Annotated in this window: 17 protein-coding genes and 1 pseudogene; 6 read left to right on the top strand and 12 right to left on the bottom strand. The window is 59.5% G+C overall.

Annotated features, from left to right (window positions below; all coding sequences use genetic code 11):
* Positions 1-5: 5 nt before the first annotated feature.
* Genes AC13Q5_RS26235 through AC13Q5_RS26225 form a run of 3 tightly spaced genes read right to left on the bottom strand, consistent with a single transcriptional unit; the run spans position 6 to position 3,119 of the window.
* Positions 6-842 carry a carbohydrate ABC transporter permease gene (locus AC13Q5_RS26235; protein WP_488503679.1) on the bottom strand — a complete coding sequence of 279 codons (837 nt, stop codon included), beginning with the start codon at positions 840-842 and terminating at the stop codon, positions 6-8.
* Positions 839-1,765, bottom strand: a complete 927-nt coding sequence (locus AC13Q5_RS26230) for a carbohydrate ABC transporter permease (RefSeq protein ID WP_488503678.1) — start codon at positions 1,763-1,765, stop codon at positions 839-841. Before AC13Q5_RS26230 ends, AC13Q5_RS26235 begins: the two co-directional genes overlap by 4 nt.
* A 7-nt stretch (positions 1,766-1,772) precedes the next feature.
* On the bottom strand, positions 1,773-3,119 hold the full coding sequence (locus AC13Q5_RS26225; protein WP_488503677.1) for an ABC transporter substrate-binding protein: 1,347 nt from the start codon (positions 3,117-3,119) through the stop codon (positions 1,773-1,775).
* 176 nt (positions 3,120-3,295) lie between these two features.
* Between AC13Q5_RS26225 and AC13Q5_RS26220 the strand changes: the two genes are divergently transcribed.
* Together AC13Q5_RS26220 and AC13Q5_RS26215 are read left to right on the top strand one after the other, a co-directional pair.
* The gene (locus AC13Q5_RS26220) at positions 3,296-4,444 is read left to right on the top strand and encodes a Gfo/Idh/MocA family protein (protein WP_488503676.1); all 1,149 of its coding nucleotides are present in this window, start codon (positions 3,296-3,298) and stop codon (positions 4,442-4,444) included.
* 24 nt (positions 4,445-4,468) lie between these two features.
* Positions 4,469-5,419, top strand: coding sequence for an alpha/beta hydrolase (locus AC13Q5_RS26215; RefSeq protein ID WP_488503675.1), 951 nt, complete (start codon positions 4,469-4,471; stop codon positions 5,417-5,419).
* Positions 5,420-5,438: 19 nt separating this feature from the next.
* Here the strand turns inward: AC13Q5_RS26215 and AC13Q5_RS26210 are convergent, their stop codons facing one another.
* The 3 genes from AC13Q5_RS26210 to AC13Q5_RS26200 form a co-directional block, all read right to left on the bottom strand.
* A complete protein-coding gene (locus AC13Q5_RS26210; protein ID WP_488503674.1) occupies positions 5,439-6,473 on the bottom strand; it encodes a LacI family DNA-binding transcriptional regulator in 1,035 nt (344 codons plus the stop codon).
* A 542-nt stretch (positions 6,474-7,015) separates the two neighbouring features.
* Complete coding sequence (locus AC13Q5_RS26205; protein ID WP_069610414.1) at positions 7,016-7,321, bottom strand: hypothetical protein; 306 nt, start codon at positions 7,319-7,321, stop codon at positions 7,016-7,018.
* Positions 7,322-7,413: 92 nt separating this feature from the next.
* Entirely contained in the window at positions 7,414-7,686 is a 273-nt protein-coding gene (locus AC13Q5_RS26200; RefSeq protein ID WP_488503836.1) for a hypothetical protein, read from the bottom strand.
* Here AC13Q5_RS26200 and AC13Q5_RS26195 point away from each other — a divergent pair.
* A pseudogene (locus AC13Q5_RS26195) lies at positions 7,665-8,002 on the top strand (sugar phosphate isomerase/epimerase); the annotation flags it as partial. The gene AC13Q5_RS26200 and the pseudogene AC13Q5_RS26195 overlap by 22 nt on opposite strands.
* A gap of 89 nt (positions 8,003-8,091) precedes the next feature.
* On the opposite strand, the gene AC13Q5_RS26190 reads toward AC13Q5_RS26195, so the two are convergent.
* From AC13Q5_RS26190 to AC13Q5_RS26175, 4 genes are all read right to left on the bottom strand, one after another.
* Positions 8,092-8,829 carry a carbohydrate ABC transporter permease gene (locus AC13Q5_RS26190; protein WP_488503832.1) on the bottom strand — a complete coding sequence of 246 codons (738 nt, stop codon included), beginning with the start codon at positions 8,827-8,829 and terminating at the stop codon, positions 8,092-8,094.
* Positions 8,830-8,969: 140 nt separating this feature from the next.
* Positions 8,970-9,863 carry a carbohydrate ABC transporter permease gene (locus tag AC13Q5_RS26185; RefSeq protein ID WP_488503673.1) on the bottom strand — a complete coding sequence of 298 codons (894 nt, stop codon included), beginning with the start codon at positions 9,861-9,863 and terminating at the stop codon, positions 8,970-8,972.
* Between the two features lie 65 nt (positions 9,864-9,928).
* Entirely contained in the window at positions 9,929-11,188 is a 1,260-nt protein-coding gene (locus AC13Q5_RS26180) for an extracellular solute-binding protein (RefSeq protein WP_488503672.1), read from the bottom strand.
* Between the two features lie 103 nt (positions 11,189-11,291).
* Positions 11,292-14,033 (bottom strand): glycoside hydrolase family 2 protein, encoded by a 2,742-nt coding sequence (locus AC13Q5_RS26175; RefSeq protein WP_488503671.1) that lies wholly within the window; start codon positions 14,031-14,033, stop codon positions 11,292-11,294.
* A 156-nt stretch (positions 14,034-14,189) separates the two neighbouring features.
* Here AC13Q5_RS26175 and AC13Q5_RS26170 point away from each other — a divergent pair, with 156 nt between their 5' ends.
* Positions 14,190-15,215, top strand: a complete 1,026-nt coding sequence (locus AC13Q5_RS26170) for a LacI family DNA-binding transcriptional regulator (protein ID WP_244557829.1) — start codon at positions 14,190-14,192, stop codon at positions 15,213-15,215.
* Between the two features lie 54 nt (positions 15,216-15,269).
* Here the strand turns inward: AC13Q5_RS26170 and AC13Q5_RS26165 are convergent, their stop codons facing one another.
* Both AC13Q5_RS26165 and AC13Q5_RS26160 read right to left on the bottom strand, forming a co-directional pair.
* Positions 15,270-15,977, bottom strand: a complete 708-nt coding sequence (locus tag AC13Q5_RS26165) for a hypothetical protein (RefSeq protein WP_488503670.1) — start codon at positions 15,975-15,977, stop codon at positions 15,270-15,272.
* A 282-nt stretch (positions 15,978-16,259) separates the two neighbouring features.
* Positions 16,260-16,589 carry a substrate-binding domain-containing protein gene (locus tag AC13Q5_RS26160; protein ID WP_488503669.1) on the bottom strand — a complete coding sequence of 110 codons (330 nt, stop codon included), beginning with the start codon at positions 16,587-16,589 and terminating at the stop codon, positions 16,260-16,262.
* On the opposite strand from AC13Q5_RS26160, the gene AC13Q5_RS26155 reads away from it, so the two are divergent.
* Both AC13Q5_RS26155 and AC13Q5_RS26150 read left to right on the top strand, forming a co-directional pair.
* Positions 16,483-16,710 (top strand): methyl-accepting chemotaxis protein, encoded by a 228-nt coding sequence (locus tag AC13Q5_RS26155; RefSeq protein WP_488503668.1) that lies wholly within the window; start codon positions 16,483-16,485, stop codon positions 16,708-16,710. The genes AC13Q5_RS26160 and AC13Q5_RS26155 overlap by 107 nt on opposite strands.
* Positions 16,711-16,754: 44 nt before the next feature.
* Positions 16,755-16,883 (top strand): hypothetical protein, encoded by a 129-nt coding sequence (locus AC13Q5_RS26150; protein WP_488503667.1) that lies wholly within the window; start codon positions 16,755-16,757, stop codon positions 16,881-16,883.
* Positions 16,884-16,902 lie beyond the last annotated feature (19 nt).

The following is a 16,902-nucleotide window of genomic DNA, read 5'->3' as shown; positions in this document are numbered from 1 at the left end:
TCCCTTTATTCCTTGATTCCGCCTTGGGTGAGGCCTTCGATGATGTGTCGTTGGAAGAAGAGCACCAAGATGATGAGCGGCACGGTGACGACGGCCGATGCGGCGGCGATGTCTCCCCAGGGCACATAATATTGGTTGGTGAAATTGGCGATGCCGACCGGGATCGTCTGGCTGTCGCTGTCCGAGGTGAAGGCCAGCGCGAACAGGAACTCGTTCCAGGCGGTGATGAAGGCAAGCAGGCCCGTCGTGACCAGGCTCGGCAACGACATCGGCAGGATGATATGCCAGAGCAGGCCGACCGGTCCGACGCCGTCCATGCGGGCTGCCTCGTCGATCTCGCGCGGGAGCGTTTCGAAATAGCCGAACAGGACCCAGGTCACCAGCGGCAATCCGAGGGCGAGATAGGTGATGATCAGCGCCGTATAGGTGTCGAGCAGCCCGAGATCGGAGGCGATGAGATAGAGTGGTCCGACAAGCGCGATCTGCGGAAACATCGATACCGAAAGGATGACCGTCAGGATGCCGAAACGGCCCTTCACATCGAGGCGCGACAGCGAAAAGGCCGCCAGCGAACCGACGATCAAGCAGAGTGCTGTGGTCGCAAGCGAAATGACGAGCGAATTCAGCACATAGTGATGCAGGCCCTTTTCGACGAAGGCGTTGTAGTAGTGCTCCAGCGTGAACGGGTTCGGTATGAGCGAAGGCGTTCCCTCGGTCAGAGCCTTGTCGAGTTGGAGCGACGTCGAAAACTGCCAGATGAACGGGCCGGCGGACCAGATGAGGATGAACAGGGCGCCGAGATAGATGAGGATGTTCTGGAAGACTGAGCGACCTTCGTTCATGTCGTCCTCCTGATCTGGCGCACGAGGAAGATGCAGAAGCCGACGGCGATCAGTCCCTCGGTGATGAACATGGCGGTCGATACCGCCGAGCCGTAGCCGAACTGAAGCGTCGAGAAGAGTACCTTGTAGGAAAGCGTCGAAAGCGTCTCCGTGGAATCGGCCGGGCCGCCGCCCGTCAGCACATAGACCAGGTCGAAGACGCGGAACGCATCGAGCGCACGGAAGAGGCCTGCAATCAGCAGCGTCGGCATCAGAAGCGGCAGGCGGATATGCCAGAAGATCGTCCAGGCTCTTGCCCCATCCATGCGAGCCGCCTCGATCAGCGATTTCGGGACAGTCTGCAGTCCCGTCAGCAACAGAAGCGCCATGAATGGCGTGGTCTTCCATACATCGGCAAGGATGATCGTCGTCAGCGCCGTATCGGGCGAGCCGTACCAGTTGACGTTCTGGTCGATCAGTCCAGCATGCAGAAGGATGAAATTGATGATGCCGTGTTGACCGTCGAAGAGCCAGCCGAACATTTTAGACGTGACGACAGTCGGCATGGCCCAGGGCACGAGCATCGCGGCGCGGATCATGCCGCGGCCGGCGAAGGTCTCGCAAAGGATCAGCGCCATCGCCAGGCCGATGAACGTCTCGAGTAAAGTCGAGATGAGAGTGAACCAGATCGTGTGCCACCAGGCATTCCAGAACGGTGGGTCGGCCAGCAACTGCACATAATTGGCGATGCCGATGAAATCATTGTCCTGGGTGATCAGCGAGCGGTTGGTGAAGGACAGATAGATGCCGTTGACGATCGGATAGAAGGATACCGATGCCAGCGAGAGAAATGCCGGTAACAGCAACAGCCAGGGCCAGAGGGCGCTTGACAGCGCCCTCGATTTGCCTGGGGCTTGCTCGGAAACGGCAACCGTCATCGTCATGGCCATTTCAGCCGACGATCTTGTTGATCTGGGCCGCGGCTGCCTGCAGTTCCGCCTTGACGTTGCCGCTGACCAGCGCTTTCGAGATGCTGGACTGCAATGCCAGCGTCACCTTGGCATATTGCGGCGTAATCGGCCGCGGCGTGGCCCCGGTGAAGACGCTCTGAAGGCTCGCCATGAACGGCTGCTCCGCCTTCAGCTTCGCATCCTGGAAGATGGCGGGACGCGAAGGCGCGAGACCGAAATTGAGCGCAAGCCGGGTCTGGGTTTCCGGCGAGGACATCCAGGTCAGGAATTCGATCGCCGCTTCCCGCTTCTTGGAGTTGGCATTGACGCCCAGCTGATAACCGCCAAGGCACGCGGAACTCTTGCCGCCGGCAAAATGCGGCAATGGCGCGACGGCGACCTTGTCGACGACATGCGAGGCTTTCGGGTCCTGCGCGATCGGATAGACATAGGACCAGTTGCGCATGAACATGGCTTCGCCCGACGTAAACGGCTGGCGAGAGGGCTCCTCGTCCCAGGAAAGCACGTTCTGAGGGCTGATCTTCGTCTTGTTGATGGTGTCATACAGGAACTGGATCGCGGCAACGGCGGCATCGTCGCCGATGACAGAGGATTTTCCGTCGGCGGAAAGAATGGAGCTGCCGTTCGATGCGATGATTTCCACCGCATCGCAGACCAGAACTTCGGCCTGCTTGCCCTGCCAGAGATAACCGAACTTGGCGTCGCCGGCCTTCTGCGCCTCTGCGGCCATCGTAGCCATGTCGGCCCAGGTTTCCGGCACCTTGCCGCCATGCTTCTCCACCAGATCCTTGCGATAGTAGAACATGCCGGAATCGACGAACCATGGCAGTGCGGTCAGCTTGCCGCCATAGGTGCAGGCAGCCACCGTGCCCGGGAAATAATCGGCGCGCTTGTCTTTCGGGAAATATTCGTCAAGCGGCAGCGCCCAGCCGGCGGAGGCAAAGCCTGCAATCCAGATGACATCCTGGCTGAAGACGTCGGGCGTTCCGTTACGGCGGGCGAGCTGCTGGACGAGGCCCTGATAGACTTCCGTCGACGAACTCGGCGGCGGCAGTTCGATGAACTTGACGGTGATGCGGCTTTGCGACTCGTTGAAAGCCTTGACGAGGTCGCCAAGGCCTTCCTTGCCGAAGAAGCTGGCGCTGGCAAAGCTGATTTCCGTTCGATCGGCAGCGCGTGCCGGGCGGATGCCGAGGCCTGAGGCTACTCCAAGCGTTGCCGTGCCGATAGCGGCGCCGGCAGCACCCAACAGCAGCTGACGACGATCAAGCATTATCGATTGTCCGGCAATCTTGGAACCAGCCGGTGTCTTCTTGATATCTGTCATATTTCCCTCCCAGGAAGACTGGCGACCTCCAAACCTCCGCGCCAGTATTCGCATATGTTTTATAAAAATTTGTCGCGCGTCAAGAAATAAGATGCTTTAAATCAACCCGGGAGTCGTCGCTTGGACGCGCTGAAACGCGGCGAGCGGGCGTAGAGGATCAGGGAGGATCGGGAAATATGGCTGGTAATTCAAAAGCTAAACTCGGCATCGGCGTTATCGGTTGCGGTAACATCTCGATGACGTATCTGCGCAATGCGGCGCTGTTTTCAGGCGTCGAATTGCGGGCCTGCGCCGATATATCGGCCGATGCGGCCGTGCTGCGGGCTCGCGAATACGGCATTCGTGCGCTGAGTGTCGACCAATTGCTCGCCGATTCCGAAGTTGATCTCGTGCTGAACCTCACCGTTCCCGCCGTCCATTTCGACGTCACCAAGTCGGCCCTATCGGCCGGCAAGCACGTCTTCACGGAAAAGCCGCTAGCAACATCGGCGGCGGATGGTCGTGTTCTCGTGGCGGAAGCCAGGCGGCGCGGATTGCGGCTGGGTTCTGCTCCTGACACTTTCCTAGGTGCAGCGGGTCGCCGGGCGCGCCGCCTGATGGAAGAGGGTGCGATCGGCCGTCCGGTCAGCGGTACCGCCTTCATGATGGGGCGTGGCATGGAGCACTGGCACCCCAACCCGCAATTCTACTACCAGCTGGGCGGCGGCCCCGTCTTCGATATGGGTCCCTATTATCTGACGATGATGGTGAACCTGCTCGGCCCGGTCGTGCGGGTCATGGCAATGGCGACCAAAGGCCAGGAAGAGCGGGTGATCACCGCCGATGGCCCATTCAAGAATACCAGTTTCAAGGTCGGCACGCCCACAAACATCCTGTCGCTTCTGGAATTCCAGTCCGGCGCGACCGTGAATTTCGGTGCGTCCTGGGACGTTTTTCGCCACTCCAATCATCCAATCGAGCTGCACGGCACCGAAGGTTCGCTGCGCTTGCCCGACCCGGACACGTTCGGCGGAACGGTCTCACTGTCCGAGCGCGGCGCAGATTGGTACGACTTTGAAAGCGAGGGTGAACTTTACGGTGCGAAAAATTGGCCTTTTGCCGCACCGGATCGGGCCAATTACCGCATGCTCGGTGTTGCCGATCTTGCGCGAGGGCTTCAGGAGGACAGGCCGCCCCGAGCCTCGGGGGACCTCGCACTTCATGTCCTTGAAGTCATGGAGGCTATTCTTCAATCGGGCGAAAGCCGGCAGTCGATCGGCATCGGTGGGGAGTTCACTCCGCCGCCGCGTCTTGACGAGGATGAAGCACGCAGCCTTCTGGCTTGATCGCAGCGGAGGAGAAGCAGTCCAATGGAAAAGCTGGATGAAAGCGCCCGGCGTGTTCTCGCTATGACCAGCCGGTCGGATGGCCGGCCATTCGAAACCGGGACACCTCAAGAGGCGCGTATCGACTACGATGCGAATTGCCCGACACTCCAGGGTGCAAGGGAGGCCGTCACTTCGGTGGACGATCGGCGAATTGTCGGCCCGAATGGTCCGATCACCTTGCGCATCTATCGCGGTATCGGTGCGCCTTCGAAGGATGGTCCAGGTCTCATCTACCTGCACGGCGGCGGCTGGGTCATCGGCAATCTCGAATCGCACGACGAAATCTGCCGATGGTTCGCAAATACTGCCAAATGTACCGTAATCTGCCCCGAATACCGCCTAGCGCCGGAACACAAGTTCCCCGCCGGATTGACCGACTGCACTGCGACTTTGGCATTCGTGGCGAAATCGGCTGCGGATCTCGGCATCGATCCCAGCAGGATCGCGGTCGCCGGCGATAGCGCCGGCGGCAATCTTGCCGCCGTGCTGGCATTGATGTCGCGCGCTGGCGATGCCCCGCCGCTTGCGGCGCAATTGCTCATCTATCCCAATACCGATGCCGCCCAGACGGCCGATAGCTATCGCCGCTATGCCGAGGGCTTCGGCTTGACCGCTTCGACCATGAAATGGTTTCGCGATCACTATGTTCGCACTATAGCCGATATAGCAGACTGGAGGGTTTCGCCGCTGCAGGCCGAGACCCTGGTCGGAGTGGCGCCGGCCTTCGTCGCGACTGCCGGACACGACATTCTGGTCGATGAAGGCATAGCCTATGCCAGGCGGCTGCGGGAAGAAGGGGCGCGCATGGTGCATCGCCATTGGCCGGGGCAGATCCACGGCTTCGTGTCGATGGGGAGATATGTGGCAGAGGCCCGCCGGGCGGTGGAGGAGGCCGTCGCGGCGTGGCGCAGCTTCGAGGGCGCCTTGCTTTAGATGAATAGCGGGCGCCGCTTCAGGCTGACTGTCGCATGACCAGCGTTCCATCCAGGCTGACCTTGCGTGCGATCGGCTGAGTGGGCGTGGCTGTGTCCCCAAGCAGCGTCAGCAGTGTATTGACGCTATTGACAGTCATAGCGGCGAAATCCTGTGCCATCGTCGTCAGCGGCGGGCAGGTGTAGCGGCTCAAGGGGTGATCGTCATGGGCGGCGATACGCAAATTGTCCCCCTTTTTACGTCCTACCTTCAGCCGATGCGCGAAGGCGGCCGACATCACGCCGAAGGCGAGGCGATCATTGGCACAAAGGATGGTCTTGCGCGGAAGAGACTTCGTACGGAGCAGGCCGTCCATCTGCTCGTATCCGATGCGCTCGAACTCCCATGTGTAGGCGGCATTGGTGCTGATCACCAGCGGCTCGCAGCCTGCGGCTTCCATGGTGGCGATATAGCTTGCCAGCCTCTCCGGTGAGTTGTGATTGACATGCGGAATGTCGAGGTAGGCTGGCGCCTCTCCGGATCGGCAGAGATATTCGACGATCGTTGCAACGGTCTGGTAGTTGTCGTTGCCGATGAACGGCGTGTCCCCTTCGATATAAGTGTCGAAATAGACGATGGGCAGGTTCTGCGTAAGCTTTTCAAAGGCGCGTGGATCGGATTTCTGTCCCAACGGTGCGACAAGCGCACCGGCTACCTTCAACGACAACATCGTGTTGACCGCTTCGGCTTCCAGTTCCGGCAATCCATGCGACGAGAATACGATCGGCCAATAGCCCTCATTGCGCAGGCGCAATTCCAGGCGATTGACCATTTCGGCATAAAAGGGGTCGGTAAGGGCGGGAACCAGGATGCCAATATTGCGTGTCCGCTTGCGATTGAGGTTCCGCGCATAAAGATTCGGCTGATAATCCGACGAACGAAGTGCCGCTTCGATCAGCACTCGGGTCGCCGGTTTCACGCTGGTCGGATCGTCAAAATACTTGGAAAGGGTAGGGCGGGAGACACCGCAGGACTTCGCGAAGTCCTCCATCGTCTTATGCGTCAGTTTTTCCATCGAAAGTCGACCATTTTTCCAGCTGCCGCCTCTAATCGTGGTCTTATGCGTCCACAGGGTCGGGAGCGCAACCAGGGACGTAAATTCCAGGTAAGTTCTTTTGCGCTTTGCGTCACAATAAAAACTAACGCGCGAGAATTTTATTGTTTAACGCGTTAAAATTCAAGCTGCAGCATGAGTGGCCCGATCGAGCATGAGCGCATCAACGGAAATCCCCTGCTGAGATCCTTCGCCGAAGCTCATGTGAATGGCGATAAGGCGCGCCGATGAGCGGCTACGGCGACATTCAAACCGCAGCAGCGTGCGCAGTATTCCTATATTGAGGAGGGTGAAGCGGGAATGGGTGAAGCAGAGGGCGCAAGAACGGCTTGCTTGCCGTCGGCATGCGTATCCTCATGCCAATGGTAATTTCGTGCTGCTTTTCGCGATTGCCACGAACCGCGCCTGAGGCTCGATGTTTGGCTATTGTCGTCGCCTCGATTCGACCGTTTTTGCTGACGCAAATTTATTATCGAATCTTCGCGACAAGCCGGCGCAGGCTCTCAAATCCCCGACCCGTCGAGTTGCTGGGCGTTGTCGCCTTCCCAGGGGGAGGGCATTGAGGTGCGATTGAGATTAGCCGAGGGCATCGGCATCCAGCACTTCAGTTCCGGTTCGGCATATTCGATGATGTGCCCGGGCGAGGAATCGGAAGCGCGCCAGCCTTCCGTGCCGAACTGATCGCCATTCGACCAATATGCGAGGTCAACTTCTGCCGGCCCCTGTTCTGACGGGCGGATCGTGACAAGAATCCGACTGCCGTCTTTCGGTGCGCTTGCCATGTGCCGCCAGCGGTCTGGCTCATCCATCGTTTTTCCTCCTGCCTTGCTAAAGGTTGCAAGTGTCGCCCCGCCATCGAAAACGGTCAACTCAAACTTTGCGCGACCCGTTCCCTATCGTTTCAGATGTTGGCGGCGGTATATATTTCAAAAGGAAGCATGTGCTGGGATACGGTCGGCGTTCTGTGGGTGTCCAGTGCCTCCGCCATCGCCCGCACCAGCGTATCCGCAAGCAGCCGCGCCGGATGTGAAAGAACAACCTTGATCACGCCCTCGGCCAGACCGGCGCGGGTCTCGTTCGTCAACTCGTGAGCCACCACCACGAGGCGCTTGGCAGCCCGGCCGCCATCCTCACGAAGCGCACCGAGGTCTCCCACGAGACGATCTTGTTCCATAGTGGGTGCGGCCCCGCGCCTACAAGGAGCGCATCAGCGAGTTCGAGAAAGACTTCGGAATCATGGTGTGAAAGTCGCACCGCCATTTCCGATGTATCGTCAGGTAAGCCCGCGCGAAGACGAACGGCAGGCTGAGGGTTCTATTGGACGGAGGCGATTCAGCTCGCCGTCGATACGATATTCAGAGTTCGGGCGCTGCCCTTCGCCGGATCGCGGTCATTGCTCCAACTGCTGCGGTGGTTCATATACGCACGAACACAGCGAGGCAGTTTGGTGGTACTCCATTGAGGCGCTTGTGTCAGTCTTTGAGAAGGAAGAGGGCTGCCATTCATTTCCGAGCTAGTAGCATGGTCTTGGCGATCGGAAAGATTTCCAGCGATCTCATTCCGCCATGGCGCCGGCTGCCTATCCCTTTATCCCGGCTGAAAGCATGATCGCGCGCGTGATCTGCCTTTGGAAGACAAGGTAGAGAATGGCGACGGGGAGGCCGGCGAGGACCGCTGCGGCCATATCCTTGGCGAAACGCACGCCGAAAACATCCTTAACCTGGGTAATTCCGACGGGAATGGTGATCGTGCTGTCCGATGTCGCGACCAGGAATGGCCAGAGGAAATTGTTCCAAGCCGCGATGAAGGTGGTTATGCCGAGCGCTGTGATGACGCCCCAGTTCATCGGCACATAGATCTTCCAGAGCGTTCTCAAATGCCCGGCATTGTCGAGCATCGCCGCCTCGCGGAATTCTTTCGGAATCTGGTCGAAAAATTGTTTGAGGATGATGATGACTGATGGCACCACGAGCTGTGGTAGCACGATGCCGCCCCAGCTGTTGATGAGCCCGAACGTGTTCATCAGCACGAAATGGTTGATGATGAGCGCCTCCGCCGGCACCATCACCGAGGCAATCAGCGCCCCATAGATCACGCGGCGGCCGGGAAACTGGATTTGGCTGAGCGCATAGGCGCAGCCGACGCTCATCGCAAGCACCAGAATCGCAATGATCGCCGAGGTGCCGACCGAGTTCACATACCATTGCACGATGCTCGATCGCTCGATCACATAGCGATAGGGCTCGAGCGTCGGTTCCTTCGGAAAAAGCCCGGGCGAGCGGCTTACCACTTCGGTGTCCGATTTGATCGACGTCATGACCGCCCAGTAGAGCGGAAAGAACCAGATGAGAGCGCCGAACGCCGTCAGGGCGGTCAACGCGTGCCCGCTCCAGCCTCGTGAGGCGACATGGCTCTTTGCCGTGGTCAATTCTGTTTGTGCGCCTGTGGTGAGAACGCTCATTTTTCGCCTCGCGCCCGCAGGAACTGATATTGGAGGACCGAGGCAATGAGAATGATGACGAACAGGATGGTGGCGACGGCCGCACCTTCGCCACCCTTGTTCTGCTTGAAGGCCAGATCGTAGATGACGGTCATGACCACCGTTTGCGCATCCGCCGGCGTATGGGCGAAATAGCCGAGCAGATAGGGCTGTGCGAAGATCTTGAACTGCGCAATCAGCTGCAGCGTCAGCACCAGCGCCGTGACCGGCCAGATCAGCGGCCAGGTTATTCTCGAAAACACCCGCCAGCGGTTGGCATTGTCGAGTGCCGCCGCTTCGTAGACGTCAGGTGAGATGCTACGCAGCGCCGCAAGGAACAGCAGGATGTTAAAGCCGATGGTCCACCAGATCGTGACCACTGCAACTGACGGCATGAAATAAGTTGGCGAACGCAGCACCGGAAGCGGCCGCCCGCCGGTAAACAGCCCAATGACAGTCTGGATGACGCCGTATTGCATGTTTGCAATCCAGGTCCAGATCTGGGTCACCACCGACACCGGCAGGATCGAGGGCAGGAAAAAACAGGCGAGAACCAGCATCTGTATGCGCCCGCTCAGGCGATTGATGCCCATGGCGATGAACAGCGCGAGAAACGTGCCGGGGACGACGGTCAGGACGATGAAATAGAGCGTGTTCAGAAGCGCCTTTTGAAATTGAGGCGAGGAGAGCTGGCGCGCATAATTGTCGAGACCAACCCATTCGCCCGATCCGATCAGTGGCGCATTGGTCAGGCTCATCGCCACCATCCGCCATGTCGGGTAGGCGAAGATCACCAGAAACGCGATGACCGCCGGTGCGACCAGCAGCGCTGCAACCGCATTATCCTGTTTCCTGTCGCTGACGGCAGCCATCCATCACCTCTCTCGTTAAAGCAGCCCCGGGACAGGGAGGAGCCCCGGGGCTGTTGAAGAAAACATCACTGAGAGTTCATGTGTTCGCGAAACTTCTCGAGTGTTTCCTTCACATCGCCTTCGCCATTCAGCGGTCCGGACGCCATATTCTGCCAATCGTCGTCAAATTTCGATGCCGCACCCGTCAGCGGCGTCTTCGGCATGTAGAAGGCGTTGAGCGCCATGGCTGCATAATCTGCCTGCGGCTTGAGCGCCTTGTAGGCGGCCGAAGTGCTGACCGGCAGATAGGCGGGGATATGGCCGGCGGCCGCCCATTCCAGCGAGTTGACATTCATCCAGCGGATGACTTCGAGAACCGCCGCGCGTTTTTCCGGCGTCATGGTCTTGCCGACATTGTTGGGGATCACGAAGGAATGAGAGTCAGACCAGTTGGCGGGTTTGCCCATCCAGGCCGGAATGTTGACCATGCCGTAATCGAAACCGTTGCCCTTGGCGACTTCCGTTTCCATGGTCGGCAGTTCCCAATTGCCATTCAGGAAGAAGGCGGATTGTCCGGCGATGAAGGTGGGTGTGATGGTTTCGGTGTCGATATAGGGCTGCGCCCAACCTTGTTTCACCCAATCGGCGACTTCGTTATAGGCTTTTTCCATCTTGTCGAAATTGTCGCCCTGCAGGAACTTGCCGTCGGTGGTGAGCTGGCCGCCCTCCTGGCCGAACAGGGTGTAGATATCGCGCAGATCGCCGTTGGATGAGGAGATGACGACGCCGTTCTTGCCGGCCTCCTTGGCCTTGGCCAGCACCGCGCGCCAGCCTTCCAGGGTGTCGATGCCGGTCGGCTTGCCGTCGTTGCCCAGCGCACCCAGATCTTTCAGTACAGTCTTGTTGTAGTAGAGCACTTCGCCGTGCACATCGAAGGGGACGGCATAGCGGACGTTATCGACCGTCGAGGCGGCGATTGCATTCGGTGGATAGTCACCGTCCTTCAGCCCGACGGCCTCGAGCTCCTTCGGATCGATCGGCGAGATGGTCTTGGCCGCAACCGCGCCTGCCAGGCGAGACAGGTGGTAGGTGGCGATGTCCGGCCCTTGGCCGACTGCTGCGGATGTCTGCAGCTTGGTGTAGTAGGGGATGCCCCATTCGAGCGTCGTGCCCGTGATCTGGATCTTGTCCTTGTGCTCATCGTTGAAGCGCTGGATCAGCGACTTCATTCGCACGCCATCGCCTCCGGACAGAAAGTCCCACCAGACGACATTTTCGACTGCGAATGCCGGAAAGGCGGTCATTAGGGCTAATGCCGCAATCGATGTTCTCAACAGGTTACGCATGTCTCTCCTCCAGGCTGTTTTGTTTTCCTCCCGGCCGCCCGTTGCGGGCTGGCCCTTATGCGCTGCGCCGCAGCTAACGAGCTGCGTGATATTCGTTGACGGCTTATCCGGCTGCCGTCTCGATGATGCAATCAAGCAAGGTCGCCGCCACCGGATCGACCCCGGCCGCCTCGCGCATCAGGCCGAAGGTCGTGGCGACGATGCGGCCGGCACCAACCTGCCGCTCGGCAATGGTTGCGCATGGCTTGTGGATCCAGCCAACCATCGTGCCGGCATGGACCAGGCCGTCAAAATGGATCGGCCGGAAGCCGGTGATGACGCGGTTCGGGTTGACGCCGACGAAGGAAAGGTCGGTCAGCGGGCCGCCCGGCAAGCGCTCGAATTTTCCCGAGCGCTTTACCCAGCTGAAGCCTGTGACCCAATTGCCTTTCCATATGGTGCCGTTGCGTTCGGTGACGCGCATCTGCGGCATGGATTGCCCGCGGTCGCCGCCGGTCGGGTAGTTCCAGTTCGGCTGGTCGTTGCGCAGATTGCCGAAGGGCAGCGGCGCCACATCGGCGAGCGACACATACCGGGCGCCATGCTCCATGGCGTCGATATCAGCCTGGCTCAGGGAAGACGCAACCCGCACATCCGCCTTATTGGCCTCGACAACCGCGTAGCCGAGCGCGGTCAGATATTGGGCGATTTCGAGTTCTGCCGAGTAAACGGAAAGCCTGGGCTTGGGGCGGCGTTCATAGACGCTGACGTCGAGGCTGTTGCGTGCAATCTCCTTGCCGCTGGTGATGATTGTAAACTGGACGCTGACCTGTCTGCCGGCCATGGCCGCGGTAAAGGGCAGAGATAGTGCGGGCAGATGATGCACCGACGTTGCGTTTATCGCCGGGATTGCCATCTTGCCGGCGGTTGCACCATCGATGCTCCAGCTCAGTTCGGCTGTGGGGATCGCCTTGCCGCCGGTCGAGATTTCAAGCTCGACGCTCGCCGTATCGCCTGCCCAGACCGCATGGTGCTGCATGCGCGGGACGATGACGACATCGGTGTTAATCTCGTGGAAGCGATGGTGATAGGCGCGTGTATTGCGCTGCATGTCCATCAGGCCATTGGCTTCCCAATGCAGGTCAGTCAGCTCGGTGATGACATAGCCCTGGATCGAGGCGTGGCGGCGCATCTCCTCTATTTCAAACTTGAGGGCATTGAACTGATGCCACTGCGCGTCCTCGATGAAGGAGCCAAAGGATGGAAAGACCTTGTCGAACTGATAGGTACGGAAGCGCTGTTCGACCCCATGCGGATAGGTCGCACCGTCGCTATCCCATTCCAGGCCGTTGATGAACCAGAAGGGTTCCTTGCCGTCCTTCTTGAGCTTTTCGGGATGGGGCAGGCCCCAGACGCCGAACTCGGAGACGACGAGCGGCTCGTCGCCACGCCGCTTCGCATCGCCGTTCGGCGAATAGGACCAGTCGGGCCGTCCGGCGAAGGCCGATACCCAGTCGGTCCATTCGCGCGCCATTTCCGGAACCGAGGCGTAATAGTGGTAGTCGTCGATGTCGGAGACGACATGGAAGTTCGGAATGCAGGCGGAATTGTCGACGACCAGCCGCGTCGGGTCCTTCTTCTTCAGCCAGTGATAGGCATTTTCCAGCCAGGCGCGCTGATCGGCGCTTTCGACGAGGCGCGTTCCCCAATCCTCGTTGATGATGGTCCAGATCACGATGGAGGGATGGTTGCCGTCGCGGCGCAGGATACCTTCCATCGTATCGAGCAGGCGCTTCGCCGACTTCTCGGTGAAGGTCTGGATATTCGGAATTTCCGTCCAGACCAGCAGGCCGAATCGGTCCGCCACATCATAGTAGCGCGGGTCGGGAACCTTGATGTGGCAGCGCAGGAGGTTGAGGCCGAGCTCCTTCGACTTGCGTGCCTGATCCTCCAGGAATTCGAGCGACGGCGGCGTATAGATGCCCTCGGGATAATAATCCTGGTCCAGTGCGCCGCGCATGTAGAAGGGCTGCCCGTTCAGGAAGAACTTTCCATCCTTCGCCTCGAAGGTGCGAAAGCCGAAATTCTGCTCGGCGGCATCGATGACGGCGCCACCCTCGGACAGCTCGGCAACGGCCCGATAAAGCGCGGGATCATCGAGCGACCACGCCTCCACATCAGCGACTTTAAGCGCGACCGAAGCCCACGCTTCGTCGTCGAGCCCAAGTTCGGTCGAAGCTACGACTGCACTGTTGCGGTCCAGAAGCGTGATCTTCAAGGCGCCGCTAAAGGCCGCTGCCAGCTCGACATCGATGGTGACATCGCCCGTGGCGAGATCAGCGCGAATGGCCTGGTGGGTGATATGCGCCTGGCTGCGGCATTCGAGCCAGACCGATTGCCAGATGCCGCCCAGCATTCCGTACCAGCTCTGCTTGCCGTGCGGGATCTCGTCGAACGGAAAATCCGGGAAGGCCCGGGCATCGGCGCTCGGCAGCGTAACCTTCACGTCCAAACGCAATTCGCCGGCAAGCAGATCGGCGGGGATGACAAATTCAAACGGCAGATAGCCGCCTTCGTGGGAACCAAGCGCGCAGCCGTTGACCGACACTTCGGCGAAATAGTTCACGGCACCGAAATGCACAATGACCTGATGGTCGAGCCACTCCTGCGGCACGGTGAAGCCGCGGGAATAGGTTGCGATGCCAGCCGTTGCCCGCAGATCCGGAAAGTGGGCCTGCCAGGGCGCGGGCACGGCAATCGTCGTCGGCGTTTGGCCATCCAGCTGAAAATCCCAGGTTCCGTCGAGAGACCGGCGCGCGCGCGGCCCGGAATGAGTATCGGCGAAACTGCGGGAGGCAATGGTCATGGCCGCAAGCTTTCTGGTTGGATTAAGTTACAAAATAAGTTACAGAAAAGTTTCGTAACTTATAAACTTAACTTCCGCAAGGGCCGCAGCTTCACATTGCCCGTCAGATTTTCTAACGTGCATGCAGGCTGCCCTTGAGTCCGAGAAAGAAACTGAGTGAACGACAAGACGACGAAACGACCGACCATGTCCGACATCGCCTCGCAGGTCGGTGTTTCGCATGCGACGGTTTCACTCGTGCTGAACGAGGCACCCGGCAAGAGGGTTTCGGAGAAGGTGCGCGAGCGGGTGCTGGCTGTCGCGGAGGAACTTGGCTACCAGAAGACCGCGCCGGCCAATGACCCGATCGGCGGGATCATCGTTCTCCTGATCGACGATCTCATGGCCTCGCAGCATGCCGCGCCGCTGATCGAAGGTGTCCGGAGCGCGGCGGAAGAGCAGGGCTTAGCGGCACTCACCGTCGTGACCGGCGGACAGGTCGAATTCGCTGAATCCATCCTCGACTATCTCGGACGACGCCAGATCGTTGGCGTAATCTATGCCACGCTCATCACCCAGCTGGCGCCGGTGCTGCCCTCCAAGCTTGGCAACTATCCGGCCGTCCTTCTGAATTGCCACCAGCAGCGGGCCGAGTTTTCGTCGATCATTCCCGGCGATCACGCCGGTGGTTATGCGGCGACGGAAGCCCTGATCAAGGCCGGCCATCGCCGCATCGCCATGATCGATGCCGGCAGACAGCGGCTTGAAGCGGCTCGCGATCGTCTGAGCGGTTATCGCCAGGCGCTGACGACTTACGATATTGCCGTCGATCCGGAACTGATCCTTTCGGAAGCATGGTCGCTCGATCTTGGGCGGGAAAAGATGCTGCAACTGCTCGACCTGCCGTCGCCGCCGACGGCTGTGTTCTGCTTTTCCGACCGGGTGGCGATGGGCGCTTATGATGCGATCAGGATGCGCGGTTTGAGGATTCCCGACGATATTTCCGTCATCGGTTTCGACGATGAAAGCCTCGCCCGAAAAATTCTGCCGCCGCTCACAACGTTGAAGCTGCCGCACGAGGATATGGGCCGTTGGGCGGTCACCGAACTCCTGGAAAAGGTGATGCAGCCGAAGAAGCCGCCGGTGCGGCTTAAAATGGAGTGCCAGCTGATCCTTCGAGCGTCCGTCGCGCCACCGCCTTGAATGCAATGAAGGGACGGGCGGCCAATCATATGGGCTGCGGCCCGGACATATCCATTAGGGAAGACGGGATACGTCTACGATAATTCGCCCGTGATTGTCGGGATCGACCAGGACCGGCAGCATAGTTCCCGCTGCAGTGCGCTTTAGGCGGCGTTCGGAACTGCTGAATGACATGCGCGTCACTGCGTCCCAATCCGGGCCGCCATTCGGGTGGATCACGCGGACTGTGATGTCCCATGTCCCGCCTGGCGCACTGCTCGGCCTGACTTCGTCGGCGGTCAATACCTTTGCGATGGAGGGCTCAAGCCCGACCGCAGCGCCTGCGCCGGCAAGCGCGAGTTCAGTTTGCTGTGCGGTGAGACCATTGAGCAGCTCCGGCGACGTCGCCCCGTCCGTCGCCTCGCGCCAAACGCGGGGAAAGGCCGGGTGGTCAATCTCGTCGATCCGCTGCTCGTCCTGCTTCTGGGCGCGCAATCTCGCGGCGAGGTTTTCGGCCGCCTGCTGCCCCGTCGGAACTTTTTCCCATTCGACCCTATAATGTCTGGGGTCGGCAAGATCCACGACGACCGGAAGCATCATGCCCGGATGAGGCCATTTCAGCTTCGGCACATCGCGGCCGCTGAAATGGACTGCGGTCGGCGCCATGCGCGCGGCGATGATCACGCCATCGATGTCGCATTTCGGAAAGAGCGTCACCTCGCCGGCAATGTCCGATGGCGGCGAGCACGCCACGACTTTCAGCCAGCCGCTCACTGGGTTCATGATCTCAGTTCGTTTGACTTTACCGAACAAGCTCATGCGCGGTACCTGTTCAATCCGCTTCCGATACGATGATATTGAATCATGCCGAAGTCGAGTATTCAAGGCCTGTCGGCACCGTATGCAGAAACACGCCGACAGCTACGGACGGAATAATGGGACGTTTTCCCGAAGGGAGCCGATGATTCGGCACGTCAATTTTTCAATGAGGAAGCGGCCGCTTCTGCATTGCTCCAGATTTGCGCGCCCTTTTCCTATCGGAACCGTTGCATCTACCAGAACCTATCATAACGGTATTGTCGATCGCATAGGTGCGGTGCTTTTCCGCATCTTGAGTTCCGGCTTGATCTCAACCGAAGTTAGTAGGTGGTGCCCTTCCGCTATGGCTTGCGGAAGGGCTGCTGCAGCATGGCTTCCGATTTCCTGGTTGTCGATCATCATCGTGGTAAGTACCGGATGAAATCGTGACGATATCGTAGGGTTGTTGAAGCTGGTTATCGAGAAATCAGTGGGCGCGGGCAGGGGGGCCGGAAGGGACTTTGCGGTCGTTGAGCAGGAAGTGCGCGATCTTGCCCAACGGTCCGCAGAAGCTGGGCGGCAGATAAAGCAACTCATCGGGCGCTCACGGACTGAAATTGCATCCGGAGCGCGGGTGGTCCTGGAGATCATTTCGACGCGAGTGGTGAGTGCCTCTCGGCAAATGGAAGTCATAGCCCGTTCAAGCAAGGAGCAGTAGAGCGCTCTCCATGAGGTGAACTCCTCCGTCAACAGGATGGATAGATGACACAGCAGAATGCGGCTATGGTTGAAGAAACAAGTGCCGCAACGCGCGAACTCGCCGAGGAGACAAAAGCACTCCTCGTGCTGGTCGATCAATTTCAGCTGTCGGCGACAAGCGAGCTCGATTGAGCCGTGGCCTAAGCGCCTC

It is taken from the genome of Martinezella sp. CNPSo 3964 (assembly GCF_057784375.1).
Note: the sequence above shows the minus strand (reverse complement) of the source record. Positions and strands in the feature narration are given on the sequence as shown.